The following is a 22,788-nucleotide window of genomic DNA, read 5'->3' on the forward strand; positions in this document are numbered from 1 at the left end:
GCACCCATCCGGCTATTCGTGAGCATTTCGCCGCGGCAGACGACAGCGCTTCATGGAGCGTCCAATTCCTTCAGCTTCCGGTCAAGCGTGCGCAGGCTGATGCCGAGGGGTTTTGCAAGCGATTCTCGATTGCCGCGATGCGTCAACAGGGCGGTCCGAAGCGCTCGCGCCTCGCGCTCCTTCGATGACGGCGAGTTCTCATCGTCAGCAGGCGCCAGCTTTGTTGCGGTTCGCTGCAAGCAGCGCTGCGGCGAGAAGCGGTCGATCAGAGGCGCGGCCGCGCAATGCCGGCAGAAGGATCGGAAAGGTTGACAGTCGGTCGTAAAGATCGTTTCTCGACGATGCGAGACGCGTGCGCGCGATCAATTCCGGGGACCAGCAGAGCGCGATCAGGAAGGCCGGTGCGCGACCATTCCGATCAGCGCAGAGCGACCGTGATGGCCGCTGCCTTCGCTGAGCTCGGTCTCGTATTCGCGCAGTTCGATGATTTCCAGCTCACGGAACGCCTCTCGGAGCATGGTTTCCGTATAGAGGTGCGAGAGGGCGGAAGGGCCGCCCGTCTTGTACTCCAACTGCTTGGGCGTATAGCCTTGCAGGATCAGCGTCCCGCCCGGCTTCAGGCTTGCGATCATGCGCGCGAACAGCCGTTTCCTCAAATCTGGGGCGGCGAACTGCACGAAAATCGCTGCGATGCCGTCATACGCCGCACTTGGCCACGCGAAGCCGTCGCAATCGGCAAGCTGGTAGTTCACGCTGACTCCGGCTGACGCGGCAAGTTTGCTCGCTTTCGCCAGACCCACCTCCGAGATGTCGAAGGCGTCGACCTGAAATCCCTGCCGGGCGAGCCAGACGCTGTTGCGGCCTTCTCCGTCGGCGACGCAGAGAATGCGACTGCGGTACGGGAACGTGCCGACATGGCGGCGCAGCCATTGATTGGGTTCGGTTCCGAAAACGAAATCATCGCCTTCGAATCGTCGGTTCCAGCGGCCGGCGTCGGCGTCTGGCGGTACGTTCGTGACCATCGGCAGTCCCACTTTGAAGATGACAAGCGTGTTTGTTGGCAGCCGCAAGGAGCTTGCGAGCTCCTCGGTATCAGCTTGCGAACCCTTGATCGCAAGTTAGGTGAACTGGAAGCCGGATCGTAGTTCATCAGCCCGTCAGACGCGGCAGGCGCGTGAGCAGGGGACGATCGCGCCGGCGGCTCGATACCGTCTCGCACGAACCGCGCTGGCACAGGCTCGACCGCCTGTTTGTTATCGTCTCGCCAAAGTGATAGCAACACGGGGCGGCCTTGCGGCATGACGCCGTGGCCGCCGATGTAACGGACCGAATTGGTCGATTGAGGAATATGCGGACGAATATGGCAACCAAGCGTGCACGCAGCAGGTCTTCGCTCGAGCCTGACGCGTTGCTCGAGAAGGCTCACAAGGCAAGCGAATTCCTCAAGGCGCTGTCGCACGAAGCGCGGCTTGCCATTCTGTGTCTGCTGCTTGACGGAGAGAAGTCCGTCAGCAGCATTGAGGATTCGCTGCAGCTCCGCCAGCCGACGGTGTCGCAGCAACTTGCCCGGCTGCGCGCGGACGATCTCGTCAAGGTGCGCCGGGACGGCAGGAACGTGTATTATTCGGTCTCGCGGCCGGAAGTGATCGAGGTCATGTCCGCTCTCTATCGCGCTTTCTGCTAGGTGGCACTGATGGAGTCTCGCTGCCCGCGGGGATCGTCCGTCAGGCGGAGCCGGGGACAGCGGCGACTGTGTTTTCTGCGGTCACGCGATCGATGAACCCGGCTGCCGCGGCTATCACCGCGGAGGTCGCCTGTTGATGAGGCGCATGTCCACAGCCTTCCAGCACGCAGGTCTCGATCCGGGCTGGCACGAGGGCGCGGAGCGTCTCAAGCTGAGTATGCGTGAAGAACTCGTCTTCGCTGCCCTGAACGGCGAGCACCGGGGCGCGAACCCGTCCAACGTAGGGCTTGATACCCCAGTCGCGCGGTTCTTCTCCAGTCCAAGCATCGACCAGCCGGCCAAAAAGATGATCGGTTCTGCTGCCATGATACCGTGCGAGCCTCGCCCTCAGGTCGCCGTGCTCGAAGTCCCTGATCTGGGCGGCGATGCCGTCAACCGTCCGCTGTTCGCGGAAGAGGTGAGGGGCGATCGCGACGACCCCGCTGACCTCATCGGGAAACGCGCCGGCAAACGTCAACGCGATCGCAGCACCGTCGGAGTGGCCGACCAGGATCGGACGCCGCGCTCCGGTCGTCCGTAACACTTCGGGCAGGGCATCCAGAGCCTCGGCGAGCAGATATTGCCGCGAATGGGGCGGCTCGAGCGGCTCCGAGTCACCCGAGCCCCAGCGGTCGAAGACCAGGACGGAGCAGCCGGTCGCAGCCGCAAGCCGTTCGGGAAAATCGCGCCAGAGCCGGGCGCAGCCCAAGGCGTCATGCAGCAGGACGAGCGGCGGACGTTCCGGTCGCGTCGCCGCGAGCCAATGGCCGCGAAGCCTCCGGCCGGCCGCAACGAAGCTGAGCTGCCGCGCCGCCGCGACGACCACATCGCGAATGTCCGGCGGGCCGAGATTGACGAAATCGGCCGACGTGCGCGAGAAGAAGTCCTCAACGACCGATCCGGCATCGGCCAGTTCGGCGCCGCGCAGCGCCGCCTCGAGATCAAAGATGACGCGGGGCGGTGTGACGAAGAAATCGCCGGTGATCAGAGCTTCGCGAATCCGCCTGCGGTCTGGGCCCTCGAGGCGGATATCCGCGCGCAGGCTGCCGCCGCGCCGTGTCAGAGTGGCACTGACCAGCGAGCCGTCCACCTCGGGAGCGTCGACCATCTCGACGAAGTCGTCACGGCCGATCTCGTCGCGATATAGCTGCTCGGCGAGTTCTTCTTCGAGCATCGATACCTGGCCCCATTGCGGAACAATGCCGAGGCCTTCCGCCAGGCCGTCGAGCAGGCCTTGCTGGATGGCGGCCAGATCAGGAAGCTTGTCGCCGAGGATCTCGCGCATGCTGACGACGCGCTGGCGGGCCGAGGCGAGGTCGCGCTTGGCGAGCTTTTCCACCGGCACTTTGAGCGCAGCGATCATCTGCTCGGGGTCGAAGTCGATCAGCAGTGTTCCCTGGTAGAACAGCGTATCGCCGTCAAAGAAGCCGCCGGTGCCGCTGATCTTGCGGCCGTCGACGTCGATGTCGTTGCGCGGGCGGTAGCGCGCGGGGACGCCGAGCTTGTTGAGCCCGAGTGCGACGCTTTCGCAGATCCGGCGCGTCGTTTCGGTGAGATCCATGGCGCCGAGGCTGGAGCGGCCGAACACGAGCTCCCATCCGATCTGACCCTCGTCGAGATAGAGACCTCCGCCTCCCGTGATCCGCCGGCCGACCTCGATTCCCTTGCTCCGGCAATAGTCGAGCCGGACCTCATGGCTCAGGATCTGGTGGATTCCGACCAGCGCCGACGGACGAAACCGCAGGAAGCGGATGGTATCGGGAATCCGCCGTGCCTTATGAGCGTCGATGAGCGCCTGGTCGAAGGCGATATTGGCGCGTCCGCCTCGAATCCCGGTGTCGATGACCCGAAATGACTTGTCGCTGCTGGCCATCGCATCTTCCTCCCGGTTATTTGGGTAGTCCGCGCCGGAGTTGGCCGCGCACGTGGCGAATGTCGCGGCGATCGAGCTTGAAAGGGTATGAAGCAATGTCGCGCGGCGGCGAGTCGCCATAGGGGCGGTCGCAGGCGGACACATCGGCGGCCTCCTTGCCGGGGCAGCCGGACGTGCGGAAGGCCACGCCCGCGTCGATGATCGCGTCGACTTCGTCCTGCGGCAGACCGAAATCGACGAGCTGACCGCGCTCGTCGAAACGCATGCGCTGCAGGGAATGGCTTCGATAGTCGATGAGATAGCGGGCGAGCTGGATGCGTCGCCATTGCGGGCGCGGCGCCGGCGGGAGATGATCCATCAATGAGCCTTGTTCGGGAAAGAACGCGAACAGGTGGCTGTGGCCGCCGAGGTCGCGAATTCTCTGCACCTGCGAGAGAACGTCGTGGTCGCTCTCGCCCATCCCGACGATGAGATGGGCGCCGAAACGTTCCGGGCCAAATATCTCGGCGGCGGCCAGCAGGATCTCCCAATATTTGTCCCAGCTATGCGGCGATTGAACCCCGCGGCCGCGGGTGCGGTCAAAGATGACCGGGTTGGCTGCATCGAGCGCGACCGTAAATATCTCGGCGCCGAGATCCTTGAGCTCCTGCACATCCAGTCGGGTCATCGTCGTCGGATTGGACAGGATGGACACGGGCACGTGCCTGATGCGTTCAACCCATTTCCGCAGGACGATGCGGGTGTCCTGGTCCGACCGCGGATGCGTGATCATGCTGATGCACATGCGATGGAAGCGCCCGCCGTCGCCGCCCGATGCAACGATGTCAATCACCTGGTCGTAGGGCACCGCAGGCCAGTCGACCCGAATGAAGTTGCGGTCGGCATAGTTGCGCTCCGCTTCGCGATGGCGCGCAAGCCCGCAATAGGCGCAGTTGGCGCGGCAACCTTCCGGATAGGTCAGCAGCAGGTTCAGGCAACGGGTGCAACTGGTGCGATGCATGTAGCCGTTCATGATGCCGAGGGTGATCGCCGCCGCCGTCGACATTTGCACGTACTCGGGCGACCGCATGTTCGGCGTCAGAACATTGTCGTTCGGCAGGTACGTGCCGACCGGCCGCACATCCTGCGCTCTCACGCGCCCGCCGTTGCGTGCTTCCGCCGGCACGGCGCCGGGCGCGCGCGGCCGCATGGCTTCGGCCGCGTTGAAGGTGCGCGTCTCCCCGGTGAGGAAATCCGGCACCGGATGCGTCGGTCCTTCGAGACAGCTCATGACGTCCTCCCCTGATCCTGCATCTTCACGCCCAATAGTTCGGCGAACTGATCCATCCCTCGGCGAGCGCAGTCGCGTCGGGGCGACGGCCGTCGCCATAGTGCGCCAGCACTTGCCGTCGTCGCAGCAATGCCCGGCTCAAGGCCGCATCGAAAATGTCGCCGAGCTCTTCGTCATAGTCATCGAGGGCGCCGCTGCGGCCAGACAGCATGTCTGCCGCGGCGTGCCCGGCGAGTGCCCCCGATTGCACGGCGGAGGCGATGCCGGCGCCGGTCACGGGGTTGGTCAGGCCTGCCGCATCGCCGGCCAGCAACACCTGGGTTGCGCCGAGCCGGCCTGTCGAACCCACCCTGCCGCCCACGGGTATCGTCCCGCCCGTCAACGCGAACGGGCGCGTTCCGATGCGGCGCGATGCCGACAGCGAGGCGAAGAGCGCGGCGAGCATCGGTTTCAGGCGCCGCCGGTCCTCTATCATGACGCCGACGCCGATATTGGCCACGGCGCCCTTGGGAAACAGCCAGCCATAGCCGCCGCGGTAGTCGGCGCTCAGGAAGATATCCGTGGCATCGTGCGGCACGATCAGCGGCGCGGTCAGTTGCCTCGTATCGACAAGCGCGCGATTGATCTGGCCGATGGCCGCGCCGACCCGCGAACGGGGGCCGTCGCAGCCGATGAGGACGCGCGGTTTCAGGGCAAGACCATCGGACGTATGAACTGTGCCGTCGAAATCGATGGCAACCACGGAGGTGCCGTATCGGCACGCGGATCCCGCATTCGCCGCCTCATCAGCGAGCATTCGATCGAAGGCGGCGCGATCGATCATCCAGCCGCGGAAATCCGGCGTTTCCTCGCAATCCGTCGCTTCGGTGAAGGTCAGCATGCGCGTGATCTTCTGTTGGGCGACGGCCGTGACGTTCGGAACGTCCCGCTCGATCATGGCGGGCACGAACTCGGCACACTGGACCGGGCGACCCGCCTCGAGCCGGCGATCCACGGCGACGACGCGGTAGCCGGCCTTCGCGGCAATTGCAGCCGCACGGCTCCCGGCCGGTCCAAGCCCGACGACGACGATATCCGCTGCCTCGGCGTTCATGGTGCACCTCAGGCTGCGCAAGCCCGCCGTCCGGCGAGGCCGTCAAGCGCGATCGAGCAGCAGGCATGCTCCTGCTCGACCGGCCGGCCGATGGCGCGGGCGAGAGCTACGATGCCGTCCGCGGGATAGGCGATACCATCAAATCCCGCCATGACGGCGTATGCGTCGGTCGTCAGCTTATGGCGGCCCGCGGGGCGGATACAGCCAAGTTGAACCGGTGCGTGACTGATGCGTTGCCGCGCGGCGACCAGCACCTTCGCCACGTCGTCGGTGGATATCGTGGCGAAGGGCCGATCCGGCGGCGCATAGATCGGAGTCACCACCACCAGGATCAACGCGGCAACCGGATGGCGCGAAACGATGTCCAGTGCGGTCGCTTCGCCGAGCAGCCGGCCATAGTGCAGACCGATGACGATGTGTGGCACGACCTGCATCTTGGTGCCCGAGAGCGCGGCGAGCGTCGCCTCGAAATCCGCGACAGGACGGTCGAGGTGATAGACTTCGCGGATCGTCTGCTCCGAGCCGATCACGTCGAGCATCGCGACGTCGACCCCGGCGGCCTCCATGGATCGGGCGCGCCGTTCGTCGAGCAACGCGGAATGGACGGCGATGCGCAGATGGGGAAAGTCGCGCTTGAGCCTTTCGATGGTCGGATAGAAGCGATCGTACGGAACCTCGTTGCGGCGGTTGGATCCGCCTGAGAGCAGGAACCCGCGCAGATCCTTGAGCAGAATGAAATCGCGCACCTTGCGGTCGAGTTCGTCCGGTGTCGTTGCCGCGATCATCGGCTCGAGGATCTTCGCCTGACAGTGATCGCAATTCAGCGCGCAAACGCCGCCCGTGATGGAAAAGGCAGGAAAACTCGCTTTGCCGCAGCCCTTGAGTTCCTCGCTGGCATAGGCGCGGAACGTCGGCGTGTAGAACCGCATCGGTCCGAGTGCGCGCTCGCGGGCTGCCGCCTCGAGTGCGTCGACGAGCTCGCGATCAAAACGCAGGTCGTCGAGCGGTTCGATCTCCTGCAGCTTCTCATACCACGCCATTGCGTTCCTCGCTTTTCATATGCGAAAAAACATATATATTGTAGGTCCGCCGTCGGCTTCGGCCGTCATTGATGCCTCATCAGTCGTCGCGGTTCGCCATGAAGACACTCTGCGTCTTGCAGCATTTTGAGGCGGACTATCTCGGCTTGATGGAAGACCAGTTCGAAGGCCGCAACGTCGGCTTTCGCTATTGCCGGCCGTTTACGGCCGGAGGATCGATACCTGCGACGGCCGGGGATTTTGACGGCCTCGTTGTTCTTGGCGCCGGACCGCTCGGAGTCGTCAGCGGCAACCTGCTTCCGAGCCTTGGGCCCGAGTTGCGGTTGGTACAGGATTTCCTGGCGCGCGACCTGCCCGTCATCGGCATCGGAGCTGGCAGCTGCATAGTTGCAACCGCGTGCGGCGGCGGCACTCAGGAAGCTCCGCTCCGCTTCGTTGTGGAGACGGCCCGACGGGTCGATCCCGCGGCGCTCGGCGGTCATCTGCCGCAATCCTTTCCCGTCGCGATCTACATGCGCGATCGCCCGGTGCTGCCGGCCGATGCCCGTGTTCTCGCGATCGACGCTGCGGGGGAGCCGGCGGTGTTTCAGCTTCGTGATAACTGCTTCGGGTTCCTCGGCCATCCCGGAATCAAGTCGGCCATGATCGAGGATCTGATCATGGAATCCGAAGAATGTCCTGATCGCACGGCGGAAACGCTCGCCGACCTGCGCGTGGTGCAGCGCGAGATCGCTGCGGCGCTCGGACCGCTGATGATTGGTTTGATCGAGTCGACGCATTTGATGCGGCCGCTCCCGTAGGACCGTTCTCCCGAGCAACGAATTATTTTCTTCAGCCTATAGATGTCATTCAAAAAATGGAATATGTTTTGTGCGTTCGTCCGACGGATTGGATGAATTCGATGTGAGCTTGTTGTTCACCCAGGACTTCGGTTCTTGGGCATGTTGATCTTCATCAACTCCAAGGTGATGCGCCTCAAGATAAACTTATTGTGCACGCTCGTGTGTCGATGTGCGTTGCGCACGCTCAATAGCAGATGATCGGGAGGACATCGTAAGAATGGCCAAAAAGCTCATCATCATCATGGTCAATACCGATCCTCGCAACGGCGAGGAACTGGGCGCGCCGTTCTTCCAGGCCACCGTTGCCGCGGCGATGGACTACGAGGTGGAGGTCGTCTGTACCGCGACGTCGGGGCAGCTCATGAAAAAGGGCGTGGCAGAGAAGCTCGTGGTCAAGCCCGGGTCTCCGAAAACCGTCTATGACTTCATCAAGGACGCGCACGGAGCGGGAGTGAAGTTCTATTGCTGCTCTCCGAACCTCGATCTGTTCGACATGACCGAGCAGGACCTGATCCCTGAATGCGAGGGCATCGTCGGGGGTGCAAAGGTCATCGAAGAGGTGATGGAAAACGATAATGCCAAGGTGCTGACCTACTGAGGAGAGCCGCCAGATGACGAGCGGAGCTTCAATCGAGCTGACCTCTATCGGCGACCCGGTCTCCGAGGCGCCGGTCGTTCCCTACGAGAAGCTGGAAGAGGTGTTCGACGACATTCGCTCGCACGTCCTCTACGATCATGAGCTGCATGGCTGTCTCAATTGCGGCATCTGCACCGCGACCTGTCCCTCGGCGCACTACTACGATTATTCACCCCGCGAGATCGTCCAGCTGCTGTGGACCGAAAATCTCGAAGGCATCTACGACGCGATGCAGGAGAAGATCTGGTCCTGCGCGCAGTGCTACACCTGTGCGGCCCGCTGTCCGTTCGAAAATTCGCCGGGCGGGCTCGTCATGATCATGCGTGAGGTCGCGATCAAGCACGGCATGCAGTCGGCGAAGGATGTACTGCGACCGTTCTCGCGGGTGCTTCTGAAGGTCATTTCCACGGGAAACCAGCTCGCGCCGAACATGATCACGCGCGATGCGTTTCCCGACTGGGGCCCGAACGTCGCCAAGGTCGACGCCCCGCTCAATATCCTGCGTAAGGCCATTCCGGTCCCGACCATGCACACCATGGACACGGCCTGGGAGGTCAACCTGAAGACGTCCGTCGAACTCTACACCATTTGGGAGGCGACCGGCGTGCTCGATCAGCTCGAGACGATCGACGAGAATTTGTTCGATGTCGTCAGTGACGTGATGGATGAGAAGCGCGAGGAGTACAACGAGTGGCTAGAAGAGCATCAGGAAGAATAGGCCGCTGAGATGACCACAACAGACGGCGAGATCAATCGCTGCGGTGGACGACGGAGGAAACGATGGACGAAAAGCGCAGTGACAGTCAGTCGGCTTACGCCGGCTTTGGCGCGGAGTGGCGCCCTTCCAATCTGACGCCGGGCGAGGCGCAGACAGCGACGGCCTGGGTGGAAACCCGGATCGACCGTCGCTCGATGCTGACCAACAAGGAGCGTGTCCACGACATCCGCGACGCGATGTGGGAGTTGGAGAAGGACGGCGAAATCGTCGTCCATCGGATCGACGAGCGCCACGAGCCGGTGGTGGCGCGCACGCTGTACGGCTGGGACAAGCGCATTCCCACCACCAACCTCTGGCAGCACAAGTCCTGCGGACAGTGCGGCAATATCCCCGGCTATCCGTCGAGCGTGATGTGGCTGATGAACCAGCTCGGCGTGCGCTATCTCGACGAGACCGATCAAACCTCTTGCACCGCCTGGAATTATCACGGCTCCGGGGTCGGCAATGTCGTCAGTCTGGCCGCCGTCTTCCTGCGCAACTTCCACCAGGCATACATGTCGGCCAAGGCGCAGGGGCTGCCGGTCGGAACCTACTTCCCGCTGGTCCACTGTGGCACGTCGTTCGGCAATTACAAGGAGATGCGCATCTTCTTGATGCATTCGGCTGAACTGCGCGAGCAGGTGAAGAAGATTCTCGGCAAGCTGGGCCGCTTGGTCGACGGCAAGCTGCTGATCCCCGAGGAGATCGTGCACTATTCCGAATGGCTGCACGTCATGCGTCATCGCATCCGGGAGCGGCAGGTCATAGACGTGAGCAGCCTTCGCGCCACCGTTCATCCGGCTTGTCACGTCTACAAGATGGTTCCGGAAGACGTGATCTATGACGACACCGTCATGGACGGCAATCGCGTCGCGGTATCGACCGGCCTGATGCAGGCGCTGGGTGCACAGGTGATCGACTACTCCACCTGGTACGACTGCTGCGGCTTCGGTTTTCGTCATATCATTGGCGAGCGTGAGTTCACCCGCTCCTTCGCCATCGACCGCAAGATCAGGGTCGCGGTCGAGGAGGCGCGGGCGGACGTCATGATCGGCCACGACACGGGTTGCATCACCACGCTCGACAAGAACCAGTGGATCGGCAAAGCCGTCGACAAGGTCTACGCGCTGCCAGTCATGGCCGATTGCCAGTTCGCGGCGCTCGCCCTCGGTGCGCATCCATACAAGCTCGCGCAGCTTCATTGGCACGCCTCGCCGTTCGAGGGGCTGCTCGAGAAGCTCGGCATCGACTGGCAGAAAGCCAAAGCCGAATTCGAGGCCTACCTCGATGAAGTGAAGGCCGGCCGCATCGAGACGCTCTACGACCCCAAACGCGCGATTACGTCGGGCCCAGGCTATGTCAAGCCGACGGCGACCTTGTCAGGAGCCGCATCATGACCCGTCCCGTTCTCATCGTTGGCGGTGGGCCGTCGGGGCTTTCCGCCGCACATGCGCTGGCCGCGGCCGGCCAGCGCGTCGTTCTCGTCGAGAAGGCGGAGCAGCTCGGCGGCGCGCCGATCCAGTCGGGCTATGCCAAGCTGGTGCCGTCCGGCGAATGGGCCAAGGACGCCATCGGTGGCATGGTGCGCTGGGTCGAAACCGACAGCCGTATCGAGATCCGAAGGCGCGTCACGGTGAAGGCCTTCTCGGGCAGCCCAGGCGACTTTCGCGTGACGCTGTCGGATGGCACGGTGCTGGAGGCGGGGGCGGCGATCCTGTGCACCGGCTTCACGCATTTCGATTCCGTCAACAAGCCGGAATGGGGTTTCGGTACCTACCCTGATGTGGTCACGACGACCCAGGTCGAGCAGATGCTCTCCTCCGGCAGGGGCGTGCGCTGTCCGTCCGATGGACGCGAGCCGGAGCGGGTCGCGATCCTGCTATGTGTCGGCTCGCGCGACCGCCAGATCGGTCGCGAGTGGTGCTCTAAGATCTGCTGCACGGTCTCCGCCAACATTGCCATGGAGATCCGCGAGGCGATGCCACGGTGCAACGTGTATATCTACTACATGGATATCCGCACCTTCGGCCTCTACGAGGATCTCTACTACTGGGAAAGCCAGGAGAAGCACCGGGTCAAATACATCAAGGCGCGGATCGCCGAAGTGACATCGGACGGCAGGCGGTTGATCGTCAAGGGCGAGGACACGCTGGTGAAGCGGCCGATCTCGATTCCGTTCGACATGGTGGTGCACGCCATTGGCATGGATCCCAATGTCGACAACATGACGTTGTCGGCGGTGTTCGACGTCAAACTGCAGAAGCACGGCCATATCCAGAAGGCGTCGGTCTATTCCAACACATCGGCGACCTCGCGGCCCGGCGTCTTCGTCGCCGGCGCGGCGACCGGGCCCGAGACCATCGACGATTCCATCGCGCAGGGCCAATCGGCGGCGATGGCCGCGCTGACCCTGGTCCGCGGCGCCATGATGGAAGCGGCCGAGTGATGTGGCCGATCGCCAGCCATAGAGGCAAGGCGGTGGCCGAGCCGACGCGGCCGGTGCTTGATCTGTCCGGCCCCAGGCTGCGGCGGGCGTTCGAGAACCTCGTGGAATCCGCCGACGACACCGGTGGCGTCGAGCGTTATGTCGGAGCGCTCGCGCTCAAGGCCTCGCTGTTCGAGGAGGTGCTGGGCAAGGGGCGGGTCAGCGAGCTGACGGAGGCCGAATTCTGCGACCTCGCCACGTTCATCACGCCGGTGCGCCGGCGTGTGGGTGCGTGGCTCGGCCGCAACGGATTCGCGGTGATGCGCAGCAGGCTCGAGGCCCTGCTGCGCGGATGGTCCGACCTCGGCACCACCGACCAGCGCGTCGCCGCGTTCGTCACGAGCTTTCCAGCCGATCGCGAGCACCGCTGGTCGCGCGATCTTGCCGCCGAGCTCCTTCATTTCACCGCGCCCGACCGCTATCCGCTGATGACGCGCTGGATGTGGGACGCCAGGGTCAATACCGGCGTGTTGCGCGAGATATGGTACGACGAGGATGCCGAGGCCGGTACGATCGCCGTCGGCGACGGCCTCGCCACTTTCACGGTGCTACGCGAGGAGCTCGAAGGTTTCCTGCAGGCGAACGGTGTCTTCCGCGATCTGGCCTTCTACGTCGATCTGCTCTGCGCCCACACCTATGCAAATTATATCAACGACAAGGGCGGCCAGTTCCTGCACGCGGACTTCTGCGGCGGCTTCAAGGCAGACGCGATGGCACATACTCGGCGTCTCCTGGGACTCGATGCGGTCGATACCGAGTCGGGGCGCACCCGCCTGAAGCTGATCGATGGCAGGGCCTATGTGCTCGGGCAGCCCCGCCTGCTGAGCGAATGAGGGAACATCCATGCCGATTCACGAAAAATCGCTGATCCGGCCCGAGAATCTCGTCACGCATGAGCACCTGGAAATCGATGGCGTCGATGTCTCCGGGCACTGGAGCACGTTCATCACCTCGCGCGCCATCACCGACTACAACGAGCAGATGCAGGAGGAGATCGCGGCGCTCCCGGGGGGCGAGTTCATCCACCGCTGCTGGCAATGCGGCTCATGCACCAACGCCTGCACGATCAACGCCGTGAATCCCGACTTCAACCCGCGCTATTGGATCTACCTGATCCGCATGGGCTTCGAAAGCGAGCTGCTGCGTGACAAGGACATCATCTGGCAGTGCGTCTCCTGCAACAAGTGCACCTATGCCTGTCCGCGCGACGTCAGTCCCGAAGGCGTGATGAAGGCCACGGCACATTGGCTGGAGCTGAAGGGCTATACGGAGAAGAAGCCGTCCACCGCGTTCGATGAGGTCTTCTCCGAGCAGGTCTTCGCCACCGGCAAGATCGAGGAAGGCCGCGTGTTGCGCCAGTTCTTCGCGCGGACCGGGCAGTCCCTGTCGCAGGGCTGGCTTGTCGAACTGATACGCAGTCTCGCCAGCCGATTGCCGGTCGGCCTCCTGGTGAAGTTGGGACTTGCCAGCGTGATCCGTCCCCGCACGCGCGGATGGCGGGGCGCCAGCCTCGCGATCGACGAGTATGTCCGTGAGTGCGAAGCAGCTGCCCGCAAGGCGCTTCGACTGGACGTTCAGGGAGCTGAGTGATGAGCGACAAACACAAGCAGGTCGCCTACTATCCGGGCTGCGCGCTCGAAGGAACCGGGCACGCCTACAACCGCTCGACCAAGGAGGTCGGCAAGGCACTCGGCCTCGATCTGGTCGAGCTCAAGAACTGGAACTGCTGCGGCGCCATGGAGGTCAAGAACATCGATCCCAAGCTGCAGACCTATCTGTCGGCCCGCAACCTCTCGATCGCCGATGCGATGGGGTTCGATACCGTGATGGCGCCGTGCAATGGCTGCTATCACAATCTCAAGAAGGCCGAATACGACCTCGCCAAGGATCCCCCGTCGCGCGAGGTGACGGACCGACTGTCGCGCAAGGCCGGCCACGCGACCTACGAAGCCGGCAAGGTCACGACCATTCACGCGCTCGACTGGATCAAGGAATCGGTCGGCGAACAAGGCCTCAAGGCACGCGTGAAGAACTCGCTCAAGGGCCTGAAGGTCGCCAACTACTATGGCTGCATGTACACGCGGCCGCGTCACATCTTTCCGGAAAAGGACAAGGGGCCCGGCTCGGAATCGACCTCCAAGCCCCATTTCATGGACGACCTGCTGGCCGCGGCGGGGGCCGAAAATGTCGAGTACCCCCTCAAGACGGCATGCTGTGGCGGCGCTCACACGCTGTCCGACAGTGACACCTCGACCAAGCTCGTTCTCAACCTGCTCACGACGGCCGAGGCCTGCGGCGCGGACGTGATCGCCACCGAATGCCCGACCTGCCACACCGGGCTCGAAATGCATCAGGTGCGCGCCGAAAAGGTCTTCGGCCGCAAGACGAGCGTCAAGATCCTGTACTTCACCCAGCTCCTCGGCATGGCGCTCGGGCTGTCGGCGCGCAGGGTCGGCGTGCAGGAGAACTTCTCGGATTCGACCGGTCTGTTGCGTGCACGGGGGCTCGGCTGATGGCGGATATCGGTATCACGAGCCTCGACAACGTCGCGATGCGGCTCGACGGCATGTTGGCCGCGTCCGATGCCGCACTCTCGGCGGCCGCCGCGCCGCTTGCCGAGGAGTTGCTGCAGCTCGGCGAAACGATTCTCGAAACATGGCTCGCTGCGCACGGCGAGATCGCGACCGATCGCAAGGTCGAAACCTTCCGCTTGCTGGCGCTGCATCGGCAGGGTGCGCGCGGCGATGCAAGCTTCAATGCTTGCCGCGAGACATGCCGCGAGCTCGTCTATCACTATAATCTGGTGCGCCTCGAGCCAGGCCACGCGGAGGTCGCCCGGCGGCTGCGGCTGGGCGCCATGGTCGCGCGGCACCTTATGCTGTTCATCGGAGGCAAGCTGGAGGTGGCCGGGCTCGGCGACTTCTGCTGCGCGTCCCGGCCGCTACGTCAACTCGATGCATCGATGCAGACCAACGAAACTGTTTGAGACAAGGAGAAGACGATGCCCATCGTCCGCGGCTGCAACCTTCCCGACGACCTCCTCTACGACGTCGAAAACAACATCTGGTATCGCGAGAACGCCGACGGCACCGTGACGCTCGGGATGACCGCCGTGGCAGCGGCCATGGCCGGTCAGCTTGTCGCCTTCACACCAAAGAAGGCCGGCCGGTCGGTCGATGCGGGCAAGTCCTGCGCCACGATCGAATCCGGCAAGTGGGTCGGCCCGGCAAAGGTCGCCTTCAATGCGGAAATCGTCGAGGTCAACGATGCAATGAGCGCAGCGCCCAAGCTCGCCAACACCGACCCATATGGCGAGGGATGGATGGTCAAGGTGCGCCCGAAGGACTGGGCTGCTGCCAAGGCCGGCCTCGTGCCGGGCACGGCGGCCGCCGCCCCTTACGAAGCGAAGATGGCTGCCGAGAATTTCGCTGGCTGCGCGTAAGGAAGTGGATAGGCCGTGACTGAGACCGTCGCAATCAGGACATCGATGATAAGTCGCGGCCTCGCGGCCTTCATGTCGCTGCCGACCTATTTCCCGGGTGTCCTGGCCAGTCTGATCATCGCGATCGCTGCAACCTTCCTGTCCGAGCACTATGGCGGGCCGGTCATGCTGTTCGCCTTGCTGCTTGGGATGGCCTTCTATTTCCTGTCGCAGGAGGGGCGCTGTGTTGCCGGCATCGAACTCGCCTCGAAGCACATCCTGCGCGTCGCCGTCGGCCTGCTCGGGGCGCAGATCACGATTGCCGAGATCATGAAGCTCGGTCCGACGCCCGTGATCACGGTCGTCGGCGCGGTGATCCTGACCATCCTGTTCGGCGCGCTGGCCTCCCGTGCCATGGGTTTGAGCCGGCGGTTCGGAATCCTCACCTCCGGGGCTGTGGCGATTTGCGGAGCGTCGGCGGCGCTCGCGATCTCGTCGGTGTTGCCCAAGGGGGAGCAGCACGAACGCGACACGGTCTTTACCGTGATCGGCGTGACCGCGCTCAGCACGATCGCGATGATCGTCTATCCGCTGGTGATCGCAGGATTCCATCTCGATCACGCTGCAGTCGGCATGTTTCTTGGCGGCACCATTCACGACGTTGCGCAAGTGGTTGGCGCCGGCTTCAGCGTGTCGGAGGAGACCGGAAACGTCGCGACCTTCACCAAGCTGCTCCGGGTTGCCATGCTGCTGCCTGTCGTGGTGATGCTGTCCTACGTGTTCCGCGCCCATCACGTCGGTAAGGCCGGGCGACAATTGCCGGGGTTCCTGGTGGTGTTCGCCGTTCTGGTGATGCTCAACAGCGCCGGCGTCATTCCCGCATTCCTGCTTGCCCTCATCAAGGACGTTTCAAGGTGGTGCCTGGTGACGGCGATCGCAGCGCTCGGGATGAAGACGTCGCTCAAGGCGATGGCCGATGTCGGCGGCCGGGCGATCGCGCTGATCGTCGCCGAGACGTTGTTCCTCGCAGTCCTCGTGCTGATGGTCGTGCGTTGGAAAGCAGGAATCCAGTAATGCGCGCGGTTGCGCCTGCGAGAGACCGAACGGAGAGATGCAATGGCCGATGATAACAATACCAAGCGCATGTCGATGATTGTCACCAAGGGCACGCTGGATTGGGCCTATCCGCCCTTTATCCTGGCCACGACAGCGGCGGCCATGGGCCTCGAAGTGACCATGTTCTTCACCTTCTACGGCTTGACGCTGCTCAAGAAGAATCTCGACCTGAAGATTTCGACGCTCGGCAATCCGGCCATGGAGATGCCGATGTTTGGAATGCACATCGGCATGCCGAATCTCGTATCGGCCATCCCCGGCGTCGACGCGGCGGCGACGACAATGATGAAGAACCTGATCAAGAAAAAGGGGGTCGCATCGATAGAGGAGTTGCGCACGATGGCCATCGAAGCCGAAGTCAAGATGATCGCCTGCCAGATGACCATGGATCTATTCGAGTACACCAAGGACGACATGATCGAGGGGCCGGTGCTCGGCGGCGCTGCGACCTACATCGAGACGGCGACCAAGAGCGACATCAACCTGTTCATTTGAATGTATCACGAAGCCAGCACCAGAAATTACGGAGAGACAGGATGGCTGACCAGGTTCTCGATGCCAAGGGACTGAACTGCCCGCTGCCGATCTTGCGCGCGAAGAAGGCACTCAAGGACGTGCCGATCGGTGGCACGCTTCAAGTGCTCGCCACCGATCCCGGCGCTGTGAAGGACTTCGAGGCGTTTTGTCGCACGACCGGAAATGATCTCTTGGAATCCAAGTCGGAAGGCAAGCAGTTCGAGTTCCTGATCAGGCGAACGTCCTGACGCTACGCAATCTCTGCTACGCCGGAGTGCCTTTCGGTTTGACCGAGAGCGGAACCGCAACCAACGGAGGGGACCGGTGCAGTCTGCACGCTCCGCCGCCGGCGTTTCGCCGCCGTTTGCCCACGCTGCAAGGCGTACGACTGTGAAACGTCACCCTTGCGTCTTCGCTGGGGCGTCCTCGATCAGGTGGTCCGCAATGATCTCCACCAGGCTCGCGAGCCCGCCTTCCCATTTCCAGTGGGCCTTGCTCTCGTCCATGGTCAGCCGGCAGTTCGAGCATGCCGAGACCATCGTCTTTGCACCGGTCTTCTCGACCTGATCCATTTTGATCTTGAATACCTTGTGGCGAAGATCGGCAGCGCGCGCGATCGCCTGCACGCCGCCCCCGCCACCGCAGCACCAGTTGAGATTTCCGGTCGGGGTCATCTCGCGGAAGTCCTTCGCGAAATCCTGCAGGAGGAATCGCGCATCTTCGGTCGCGCCGCCACGACGGGAGATCTGACAGGGATCGTGATAGGTGATCGACTCCTCGATCGGCTTCAGCCTCAGCCTGCCGTCCCGCTTGAGTTGCGCCATGAATTCCGAAATGTGCACGACTGCGAAGGGCAGGGGGCGGCCGAGAATGTTGGCGCCCGACCAGCGCAGCGCACCGAACGCGTGGCCGCACTCCGGAATCACCACCGTCTTGGCTCCCACCGCCTCGGCGGCCTCGGTGATCCGCTGAACCATGATCCTGGCGACGTCCGCCTTGCCGGCCAGATAGCCAAAATTCGTGGCTTCATAGCCCTTCGTGCTCAGCGTCCAGTCAACGCCCGCGTGGTTGAGCAGCTTGGCCATGGCCACCACGGAATCGGGGTATTTCATCGTCTCGACGGACGAGAGCGTCAGCAGAATGTCGGCCTTGTCCTTGTCGAGCGCGATGGGCACGTCGTGCTCATCTTCGAGCCATTCGATACGATCGCGCAGCTTTTCGGCCGTCACGCCCAGCGGGCTTCCATGATCGCGCGAATTGTCGGCGGCCTGCAGAAGGTCTTTCGGTCCAAGTCCCGCCTTGACGAAGGCCTGCCGTGCGCCGCCCACGATGGAAGCGATGTCGATCCCCATCGGACAGATCGTGGTGCAGCGACCGCACATGGTGCAGGTATCGAACAGCAGTTCCTCCCATTCCCTGAGGTCCTCTTCCGTGACGCGGGGGGCGAAGAGCGAGAGCGGGAATTTCTGCCGGCGATAGGCCTTGGCAATCGGAAACAGCTTGTAGGCGGGCGTGTGCCGCGGATCTCCGGAGGCCTGATAGAAGTGGCAGGCTTCGGCACAGTTCCCGCAATGGACGCAGGCCTCGAGATAGCTGACCAGATGTCCCTCGGTTCGCGCCAGGAACGCTCTGCTGGCTGCTTCGACGTCGATTTCGCCGCCCATCGCCTTACCTCACCCGCAATTGTATCAGCTCTTCGCCTTCCGGATCGATCACATGCACCGCGCACGCAATGCACGGATCGAAGCTGTGTATCGTGCGCTGGATCTCGAGCGGCTGCCGAGGATCGTGGAGGGTGTGGCGATCCATCAATGCCGCTTCGTAAGGTCCGGGCTGGCCCTTGGAATCGCGCGGTCCCGCGTTCCAGGTCGAGGGCACCACGGCCTGATAATTATCGATACGCTTGTTCTTGATCACCACCCAATGCGCCAGCGCCCCACGCGGCGCTTCCATGAAGCCGACACCCTTGGCTTCGGCGGGCCAGGTTGAGGGATCCCACTTGTTCGAATTGTGGACGTTCAGATCACCCGCGCGGATGTTGGAAAGAAGACGGTCGTACCAGGTCGACATCTGGTCGACGACGATCTTGCTTTCCAGGGCGCGCGCCGCAGTGCGTCCCATGGTCGAGAACATCGCCGTCAGCGGCAGTTCGAGCTTGCCCAGCGCGTAGCCGGCCAGTTCGCGCGTCGGCTCGTGACCTTTGGCATGGAGCATCAGCACGCGCGCGAGCGGGCCGACCTCCATGACATGGCCCTTCCAGCGAGGCGCCTTCAGCCAGGAATAGCTCGCACCGACATCGAGCTGCTCGAAGGGAGGCTTGGGACCGGTGTAATGCAGATTGGTCTCGCCCTCGTAGGGATGCAGGCCTTTGTCCTTGCCGGTTGCATAGTCGTACCAGGAATGGGAGACGAACTCCTGGATTTCCTCCGAATTGTTCATGTCGACGGGATGGATCGTGGTCAGGTCGCGATTGAGGATGGCGCCCGCCGGGATCAGCCAACTGGCCGGGTCGTCCATGCCCTTTTCGGGAAAGTCGCCGTAGGTCAGGAAGTTGCCCACGCCTTCGCCGCGCGCGAACCAGTCCTTGTAGAAGGATGCGATGGCCAGCGTGTCCGGCAGATAGACCTGCTCGACAAAATCCTTCATTCGGCCGATCACAGTCTTCACCGTCTGCAGGCCGTCGATGCCGATGGCGGTGCCGCCGGTGTTCAGGCTGATCGCCGACGGGGCGCCGCCGACCAGGAAATTCGGATGCGGATTCTTGCCGCCGAAGACGGTATGGAGCTGCACCACCTCGCGCTGCCAGGCGAGCGCTTCCAAATAGTGCGCGACCGCCATCAGGTTTGCTTCGGCCGGCAGCTTGAATCCGGGATGTCCCCAGAATCCGCCTGCAAAGATGCCGAGCTGGCCGCCGTCGACGAAGGCTTTCAGTCTCTTCTGCGTATCTGCGAAATAGCCCGGGCTCGACTTCGGAAAGCTCGAGATCGATTGCGCCAGTTGCGACGTCGCCGCCGGATCGGCCTTCAACGCCGACACCACGTCGACCCAGTCGAGCGCGTGCAGATGATAGAAGTGCATGACATGGTCGTGCACATATTGTGCGGCAATCATCAGGTTGCGCATGAGTTGCGCGTTCGGCGGAATGGCGTATCCCAGTGCATTCTCCACGGCACGGACGCTGGCGATGCCGTGGACCAGCGTGCACACGCCGCATATGCGCTGCGCGAAAGCCCAGGCCTCGCGCGGATCGCGTCCTTTGAGGATCAGTTCGATGCCGCGCACCATCGTGCCGGAACTGTACGCACCGGTGATGGCGCCCTGGGGATCTGTTTCCGCCTCGATCCGCAGGTGCCCTTCGATGCGCGTGATGGGATCGACCACGATGCGCTGGTTCATATCTCGACTCCCCGGCGGCTGTAGAAGATCCCGGTCTCGCTTCTGGTCAGGAAGACGAGGAAGGCATGCATGAGCTTTCCGAACGGGAACCAGATCAGGAACAGGCACACGGTCAGGATGTGCACGGACAGGAGCGTTTCATACGGCGCCCACAGGTGGCTCACCGCGATCAGCCCTGTCACGACCGGAAGGAACGTCACCAGCCAGCTGAAGTAGTCGTCAAGCGTCGAAAGCAGTCTCAAGACGGGATTCGTCATCCGTCGCGCCAGCGCAGCCAGGAGCGACGCCAGCGTGAGCACCGACGCGGCCGAGATCACGCCGGTGGGCAAATTCGGCCATGAAAAGCCGAACAATCCGCGCAGGAATAGAATGTGCTGCGCCAGTCCGAACACGACGATGGCAAGGCCGACGTGAAAGACATAGCCGTTCACCGTGCTGAACAGCGACGCGCGCAGATGGGTGTTCGCGGGCCATAGGTGACGCACGAAGCCCCGGAACGCGCCAACCACCGCATGCGGTGCACCGGCTCGCTTCGCCGATCTGTCGTTGGTCCAGGGCAGGAGCAACAGTGACGCGAGCCGCCACACCACGCCGCCCACGAATATCGCGATTGCGATCTCGATCGCGGGCCCGCGCACGAAATCCAGCAGGCTCATGGCTGGGTCTCCCTCTCCGCTCGTTGTTTGCGCCGGCGCGCCAACCATGCGCTGGCAATCCCGACCGCCGCGCCCGCAGCTGCGGCGCCGCCGATGATCTCCGGATCATTCAACGTGTTTGAGGAAAGCGGCTGGTAGAAGCTGCCGCGATCCCAGAAATTCGGTTCGGAACACCCCAGACAGCCGTGTCCGGACTGGATCGGGAAGGAGACGCCACCATTCCATTTCACGGTCGCGCACGCATTGTAAGTCACGGGCCCCTTGCAACCGACTTCATAGAGGCACCAGCCCTTGCGTGCTCCCTCATCGTCGAACTGCTTGGCGAACTGCCCCTTGTCGTAGAACGGTCGGCGATAGCAGCGGTCATGAATCGTATCGCCGAAAAACGCTTTCGGCCTGCCCTTGTCGTCGAGCTCGGGAAGCTTGTTGAACGTCACGAAATACGCAACCGTGCCCGCGATGGCTTCCGGAATGGGCGGGCAACCGGAGACATTGATCACCGGTTTGTCGGTGATGATGTCGCTGACGGCAACTGCGCCGGTGGGGTTGGGATTTGCGTGCGGGATGCCGCCAAAGGCCGCGCAGGTCCCGACTGAGATCACGGCGGCTGCATCTGCGGCCGTCTCCTTCAGCACCTCGAGGTTGGTCTTGCCGGCGTTGGTGGAGTAGACCCCGCCATCTCTCGTCGAGACTGAGCCGTCGACTACGACGACATATTTGCCCTTGTTCTCCTGCATGGCAGCGAGGCGGGCCGCTTCCGCGGCAGCACCCGACACCGCCATGAGCGTTTCGTGATAGTCGAGCGAGATGAGATTGAAGATCATGTCCTCGATGGTCGGACCGAAAGAACGCGTCAGCGATTCCGTACAGCCCGTGCATTCCTGAAATGAGAGCCAGATCACGGATTGGCGCCGCGTATTTGCCAACGCCTCCGCCATGCCCTTCGCGGCCATCGGGGGCAACGCCAGAAGGCTGGCAAGATAGGTCGTATATTTCAGCAGGGCGCGGCGGGAGACGCCCCGGCGCGTCAAGAGCTCGCCGATTGTCTCGGTTTCATGCATCTTCGGCATCCTCTGAAGAGACGCGGTCGATCAGATCTTCAGACAGTTTGTTGCTGGCCGCAGCGATGTCGGCCGCATGGCTTGTCAGGATCTCCGGGGACGCCGTGATTTCGATGCGTTCGGCGGCGAGCTTGTCCCCGGCGCCCAGGTGGCGAACCCACCACACGCCGGCATAGCGCGTCTCCCAGATTTCGCTGATGCCGGCTGCGGTCAAAACGGCCTCCAGGTCACCGTGGCCCAACCGCTCCTCCAATTCGCTGCGGTCCGCAACCGTGAGAGGCAGGCTGCACAGATCGATCGCCGCGCAAGCGCCGGTATTGGCAAGCACATCGAGGTGATGGGCGATCTCGCGGAGCAGGCTGTCGATCATCCCGGTGCGGAACCCCGCTGCGGCATCCGCTTCAACTGTCATGGTGCCACCTGCTGAGGAGCGCTTTGATCTGCTGACATGCGGTGGGAATGGCCGCGCCAACCGCGGGCGTCAGCGACAGGCCCCATTGCGTGGATTCGGGTTGAACCGCGACGAGCGCCCGACGCGCCGGCTCGCAGCCGGTCAGCCGCGCCGCCGACATCAGGTCGGCAAGCGCGACCTCATGAGCCGTCCGCTTCTTTCCCGTCAGCTGCCGGTCCATCTCCGGACCTTGAAAGATCCTTACGGTGCCGGGCTTCGCGCCCAGTTCCACAGCGTCGACGGCGATGAGCGAGCCGAAATCTTCGATCTCCGAAAACAGGGACAGCCCGAGCGTCCCGCCATCCCGCAGAGCAACACGATGAGGTATCTCGCCCGCACATTCCAGTGCATCGAGGGCCCGAATGACGTGCACGCCAATGCCGTCATCGCTCAGCAGGATATTGCCGATTCCGAGCACCAGCGTGTGGGTCGCCGCGACATGCGTCCGCAT

At 63.1% G+C, this 22,788-nt stretch carries 27 protein-coding genes and 1 pseudogene; 14 read left to right on the forward strand and 14 right to left on the reverse strand.

Annotated features, from left to right (window positions below; all coding sequences use genetic code 11):
- Window positions 1–50: 50 nt before the first annotated feature.
- Together QX094_RS34600 and QX094_RS21955 are read right to left on the reverse strand one after the other, a co-directional pair.
- On the reverse strand, window positions 51–239 hold the full coding sequence (locus tag QX094_RS34600) for a helix-turn-helix domain-containing protein (RefSeq protein ID WP_409977933.1): 189 nt from the start codon (window positions 237–239) through the stop codon (window positions 51–53).
- Between the two features lie 150 nt (window positions 240–389).
- Window positions 390–1,070, reverse strand: coding sequence for a class I SAM-dependent methyltransferase (locus QX094_RS21955; RefSeq protein ID WP_315715442.1), 681 nt, complete (start codon window positions 1,068–1,070; stop codon window positions 390–392).
- Between the two features lie 290 nt (window positions 1,071–1,360).
- Here QX094_RS21955 and QX094_RS21960 point away from each other — a divergent pair, with 290 nt between their 5' ends.
- The gene (locus tag QX094_RS21960) at window positions 1,361–1,684 is read left to right on the forward strand and encodes a metalloregulator ArsR/SmtB family transcription factor (protein WP_315715794.1); all 324 of its coding nucleotides are present in this window, start codon (window positions 1,361–1,363) and stop codon (window positions 1,682–1,684) included.
- 40 nt (window positions 1,685–1,724) lie between these two features.
- Here the strand turns inward: QX094_RS21960 and QX094_RS21965 are convergent, their stop codons facing one another.
- The 5 genes from QX094_RS21965 to QX094_RS21985 all read right to left on the reverse strand — a co-directional run bounded on the left by QX094_RS21965 (window position 1,725) and on the right by QX094_RS21985 (window position 7,481).
- Window positions 1,725–3,716, reverse strand: a complete 1,992-nt coding sequence (locus QX094_RS21965; RefSeq protein ID WP_315715443.1) for an alpha/beta fold hydrolase — start codon at window positions 3,714–3,716, stop codon at window positions 1,725–1,727.
- Window positions 3,613–4,866, reverse strand: coding sequence for a radical SAM protein (locus QX094_RS21970; RefSeq protein WP_315715444.1), 1,254 nt, complete (start codon window positions 4,864–4,866; stop codon window positions 3,613–3,615). Before QX094_RS21970 ends, QX094_RS21965 begins: the two co-directional genes overlap by 104 nt.
- Before the next feature lie 25 nt (window positions 4,867–4,891).
- Window positions 4,892–5,959, reverse strand: a complete 1,068-nt coding sequence (locus QX094_RS21975; protein ID WP_316185962.1) for an NAD(P)/FAD-dependent oxidoreductase — start codon at window positions 5,957–5,959, stop codon at window positions 4,892–4,894.
- 8 nt (window positions 5,960–5,967) lie between these two features.
- A complete protein-coding gene (locus QX094_RS21980; RefSeq protein ID WP_316185963.1) occupies window positions 5,968–6,999 on the reverse strand; it encodes a radical SAM protein in 1,032 nt (343 codons plus the stop codon).
- 65 nt (window positions 7,000–7,064) lie between these two features.
- Window positions 7,065–7,481 (reverse strand): hypothetical protein, encoded by a 417-nt coding sequence (locus tag QX094_RS21985; protein WP_316185964.1) that lies wholly within the window; start codon window positions 7,479–7,481, stop codon window positions 7,065–7,067.
- A 30-nt stretch (window positions 7,482–7,511) separates the two neighbouring features.
- On the opposite strand from QX094_RS21985, the gene QX094_RS21990 reads away from it, so the two are divergent.
- From QX094_RS21990 to QX094_RS22050, 13 genes are all read left to right on the forward strand, one after another.
- The gene (locus QX094_RS21990) at window positions 7,512–7,799 is read left to right on the forward strand and encodes a hypothetical protein (RefSeq protein WP_315715449.1); all 288 of its coding nucleotides are present in this window, start codon (window positions 7,512–7,514) and stop codon (window positions 7,797–7,799) included.
- A gap of 259 nt (window positions 7,800–8,058) precedes the next feature.
- Window positions 8,059–8,439, forward strand: coding sequence for a DsrE/DsrF/DrsH-like family protein (locus tag QX094_RS21995; RefSeq protein WP_315752123.1), 381 nt, complete (start codon window positions 8,059–8,061; stop codon window positions 8,437–8,439).
- A 13-nt stretch (window positions 8,440–8,452) separates the two neighbouring features.
- Window positions 8,453–9,196, forward strand: coding sequence for a 4Fe-4S dicluster domain-containing protein (locus tag QX094_RS22000; protein ID WP_315828036.1), 744 nt, complete (start codon window positions 8,453–8,455; stop codon window positions 9,194–9,196).
- A 62-nt stretch (window positions 9,197–9,258) separates the two neighbouring features.
- On the forward strand, window positions 9,259–10,632 hold the full coding sequence (locus QX094_RS22005) for a heterodisulfide reductase-related iron-sulfur binding cluster (RefSeq protein ID WP_315828037.1): 1,374 nt from the start codon (window positions 9,259–9,261) through the stop codon (window positions 10,630–10,632).
- Window positions 10,629–11,681 (forward strand): FAD-dependent oxidoreductase, encoded by a 1,053-nt coding sequence (locus QX094_RS22010; RefSeq protein WP_316185965.1) that lies wholly within the window; start codon window positions 10,629–10,631, stop codon window positions 11,679–11,681. Before QX094_RS22005 ends, QX094_RS22010 begins: the two co-directional genes overlap by 4 nt.
- Window positions 11,678–12,553 carry a hypothetical protein gene (locus QX094_RS22015; protein ID WP_316185966.1) on the forward strand — a complete coding sequence of 292 codons (876 nt, stop codon included), beginning with the start codon at window positions 11,678–11,680 and terminating at the stop codon, window positions 12,551–12,553. The genes QX094_RS22010 and QX094_RS22015 overlap by 4 nt, the downstream gene beginning before the upstream one ends.
- A gap of 10 nt (window positions 12,554–12,563) precedes the next feature.
- Entirely contained in the window at window positions 12,564–13,310 is a 747-nt protein-coding gene (locus QX094_RS22020) for a 4Fe-4S dicluster domain-containing protein (protein WP_315828040.1), read from the forward strand.
- Window positions 13,310–14,233, forward strand: coding sequence for a CoB--CoM heterodisulfide reductase iron-sulfur subunit B family protein (locus QX094_RS22025; protein ID WP_315828041.1), 924 nt, complete (start codon window positions 13,310–13,312; stop codon window positions 14,231–14,233). Before QX094_RS22020 ends, QX094_RS22025 begins: the two co-directional genes overlap by 1 nt.
- Before the next feature lie 38 nt (window positions 14,234–14,271).
- Window positions 14,272–14,706, forward strand: coding sequence for a hypothetical protein (locus QX094_RS22030; protein WP_316159604.1), 435 nt, complete (start codon window positions 14,272–14,274; stop codon window positions 14,704–14,706).
- Window positions 14,707–14,721: 15 nt separating this feature from the next.
- Complete coding sequence (locus tag QX094_RS22035) at window positions 14,722–15,162, forward strand: glycine cleavage system protein H (protein WP_315715458.1); 441 nt, start codon at window positions 14,722–14,724, stop codon at window positions 15,160–15,162.
- Between the two features lie 45 nt (window positions 15,163–15,207).
- Window positions 15,208–16,215, forward strand: coding sequence for a YeiH family protein (locus QX094_RS22040; protein ID WP_315828124.1), 1,008 nt, complete (start codon window positions 15,208–15,210; stop codon window positions 16,213–16,215).
- Between the two features lie 9 nt (window positions 16,216–16,224).
- Window positions 16,225–16,752 (forward strand): sulfur carrier protein DsrE2, encoded by a 528-nt coding sequence (gene dsrE2, locus QX094_RS22045; protein WP_315828043.1) that lies wholly within the window; start codon window positions 16,225–16,227, stop codon window positions 16,750–16,752.
- A gap of 41 nt (window positions 16,753–16,793) precedes the next feature.
- A complete protein-coding gene (locus QX094_RS22050; protein WP_315715462.1) occupies window positions 16,794–17,021 on the forward strand; it encodes a sulfurtransferase TusA family protein in 228 nt (75 codons plus the stop codon).
- 150 nt (window positions 17,022–17,171) lie between these two features.
- On the opposite strand, the gene QX094_RS22055 is transcribed toward QX094_RS22050, so the two are convergent.
- The 7 genes and pseudogenes from QX094_RS22055 to QX094_RS22080 form a co-directional block, all read right to left on the reverse strand.
- Window positions 17,172–18,125 (reverse strand): (Fe-S)-binding protein, encoded by a 954-nt coding sequence (locus QX094_RS22055; RefSeq protein WP_316164214.1) that lies wholly within the window; start codon window positions 18,123–18,125, stop codon window positions 17,172–17,174.
- Window positions 18,126–18,437 (reverse strand): annotated as a pseudogene (locus tag QX094_RS34605) (4Fe-4S dicluster domain-containing protein); the annotation flags it as partial.
- 4 nt (window positions 18,438–18,441) lie between these two features.
- On the reverse strand, window positions 18,442–20,169 hold the full coding sequence (locus QX094_RS22060) for a nickel-dependent hydrogenase large subunit (protein ID WP_316185967.1): 1,728 nt from the start codon (window positions 20,167–20,169) through the stop codon (window positions 18,442–18,444).
- Window positions 20,166–20,825: a hypothetical protein gene (locus tag QX094_RS22065; protein ID WP_315828046.1), complete on the reverse strand. Its 660-nt coding sequence runs from the start codon at window positions 20,823–20,825 to the stop codon at window positions 20,166–20,168. The genes QX094_RS22060 and QX094_RS22065 overlap by 4 nt, the downstream gene beginning before the upstream one ends.
- The gene (locus tag QX094_RS22070; RefSeq protein WP_316185968.1) at window positions 20,822–21,886 is read right to left on the reverse strand and encodes a hydrogenase small subunit; all 1,065 of its coding nucleotides are present in this window, start codon (window positions 21,884–21,886) and stop codon (window positions 20,822–20,824) included. The genes QX094_RS22065 and QX094_RS22070 overlap by 4 nt, the downstream gene beginning before the upstream one ends.
- Window positions 21,879–22,298 (reverse strand): hydrogenase expression/formation C-terminal domain-containing protein, encoded by a 420-nt coding sequence (locus QX094_RS22075; protein WP_316174786.1) that lies wholly within the window; start codon window positions 22,296–22,298, stop codon window positions 21,879–21,881. The genes QX094_RS22070 and QX094_RS22075 overlap by 8 nt, the downstream gene beginning before the upstream one ends.
- Window positions 22,288–22,788 carry a HyaD/HybD family hydrogenase maturation endopeptidase gene (locus QX094_RS22080; RefSeq protein WP_316171955.1) on the reverse strand — a complete coding sequence of 167 codons (501 nt, stop codon included), beginning with the start codon at window positions 22,786–22,788 and terminating at the stop codon, window positions 22,288–22,290. Before QX094_RS22080 ends, QX094_RS22075 begins: the two co-directional genes overlap by 11 nt.

This window comes from Bradyrhizobium sp. SZCCHNS1050, from assembly GCF_032484785.1.
Classification (GTDB): Bacteria; Pseudomonadota; Alphaproteobacteria; order Rhizobiales; family Xanthobacteraceae; genus Bradyrhizobium.

Coding starts and splice junctions, on each gene's coding strand:
- QX094_RS21985 (WP_316185964.1), bottom strand. CDS start 7,481: ATGACCGCCGAGCGCCGCGGGATCGACCCGTCGGGCCGTCTCCACAAC.
- QX094_RS21960 (WP_315715794.1), top strand. CDS start 1,361: ATGGCAACCAAGCGTGCACGCAGCAGGTCTTCGCTCGAGCCTGACGCG.
- QX094_RS22070 (WP_316185968.1), bottom strand. CDS start 21,886: ATGCATGAAACCGAGACAATCGGCGAGCTCTTGACGCGCCGGGGCGTC.
- QX094_RS22040 (WP_315828124.1), top strand. CDS start 15,208: ATGATAAGTCGCGGCCTCGCGGCCTTCATGTCGCTGCCGACCTATTTC.
- QX094_RS22010 (WP_316185965.1), top strand. CDS start 10,629: ATGACCCGTCCCGTTCTCATCGTTGGCGGTGGGCCGTCGGGGCTTTCC.
- QX094_RS21995 (WP_315752123.1), top strand. CDS start 8,059: ATGGCCAAAAAGCTCATCATCATCATGGTCAATACCGATCCTCGCAAC.
- QX094_RS22050 (WP_315715462.1), top strand. CDS start 16,794: ATGGCTGACCAGGTTCTCGATGCCAAGGGACTGAACTGCCCGCTGCCG.
- QX094_RS22080 (WP_316171955.1), bottom strand. CDS start 22,788: ATGCGGACGCATGTCGCGGCGACCCACACGCTGGTGCTCGGAATCGGC.
- QX094_RS22025 (WP_315828041.1), top strand. CDS start 13,310: ATGAGCGACAAACACAAGCAGGTCGCCTACTATCCGGGCTGCGCGCTC.
- QX094_RS21975 (WP_316185962.1), bottom strand. CDS start 5,959: ATGAACGCCGAGGCAGCGGATATCGTCGTCGTCGGGCTTGGACCGGCC.
- QX094_RS22035 (WP_315715458.1), top strand. CDS start 14,722: ATGCCCATCGTCCGCGGCTGCAACCTTCCCGACGACCTCCTCTACGAC.
- QX094_RS21965 (WP_315715443.1), bottom strand. CDS start 3,716: ATGGCGACTCGCCGCCGCGCGACATTGCTTCATACCCTTTCAAGCTCG.
- QX094_RS22055 (WP_316164214.1), bottom strand. CDS start 18,125: ATGGGGATCGACATCGCTTCCATCGTGGGCGGCGCACGGCAGGCCTTC.
- QX094_RS21970 (WP_315715444.1), bottom strand. CDS start 4,866: ATGAGCTGTCTCGAAGGACCGACGCATCCGGTGCCGGATTTCCTCACC.
- QX094_RS22000 (WP_315828036.1), top strand. CDS start 8,453: ATGACGAGCGGAGCTTCAATCGAGCTGACCTCTATCGGCGACCCGGTC.
- QX094_RS22030 (WP_316159604.1), top strand. CDS start 14,272: ATGCGGCTCGACGGCATGTTGGCCGCGTCCGATGCCGCACTCTCGGCG.
- QX094_RS22020 (WP_315828040.1), top strand. CDS start 12,564: ATGCCGATTCACGAAAAATCGCTGATCCGGCCCGAGAATCTCGTCACG.
- QX094_RS22060 (WP_316185967.1), bottom strand. CDS start 20,169: ATGAACCAGCGCATCGTGGTCGATCCCATCACGCGCATCGAAGGGCAC.
- QX094_RS22005 (WP_315828037.1), top strand. CDS start 9,259: ATGGACGAAAAGCGCAGTGACAGTCAGTCGGCTTACGCCGGCTTTGGC.
- QX094_RS22075 (WP_316174786.1), bottom strand. CDS start 22,298: ATGACAGTTGAAGCGGATGCCGCAGCGGGGTTCCGCACCGGGATGATC.
- QX094_RS21990 (WP_315715449.1), top strand. CDS start 7,512: ATGCGCGATCGCCCGGTGCTGCCGGCCGATGCCCGTGTTCTCGCGATC.
- QX094_RS22065 (WP_315828046.1), bottom strand. CDS start 20,825: ATGAGCCTGCTGGATTTCGTGCGCGGGCCCGCGATCGAGATCGCAATC.
- QX094_RS21980 (WP_316185963.1), bottom strand. CDS start 6,999: ATGGCGTGGTATGAGAAGCTGCAGGAGATCGAACCGCTCGACGACCTG.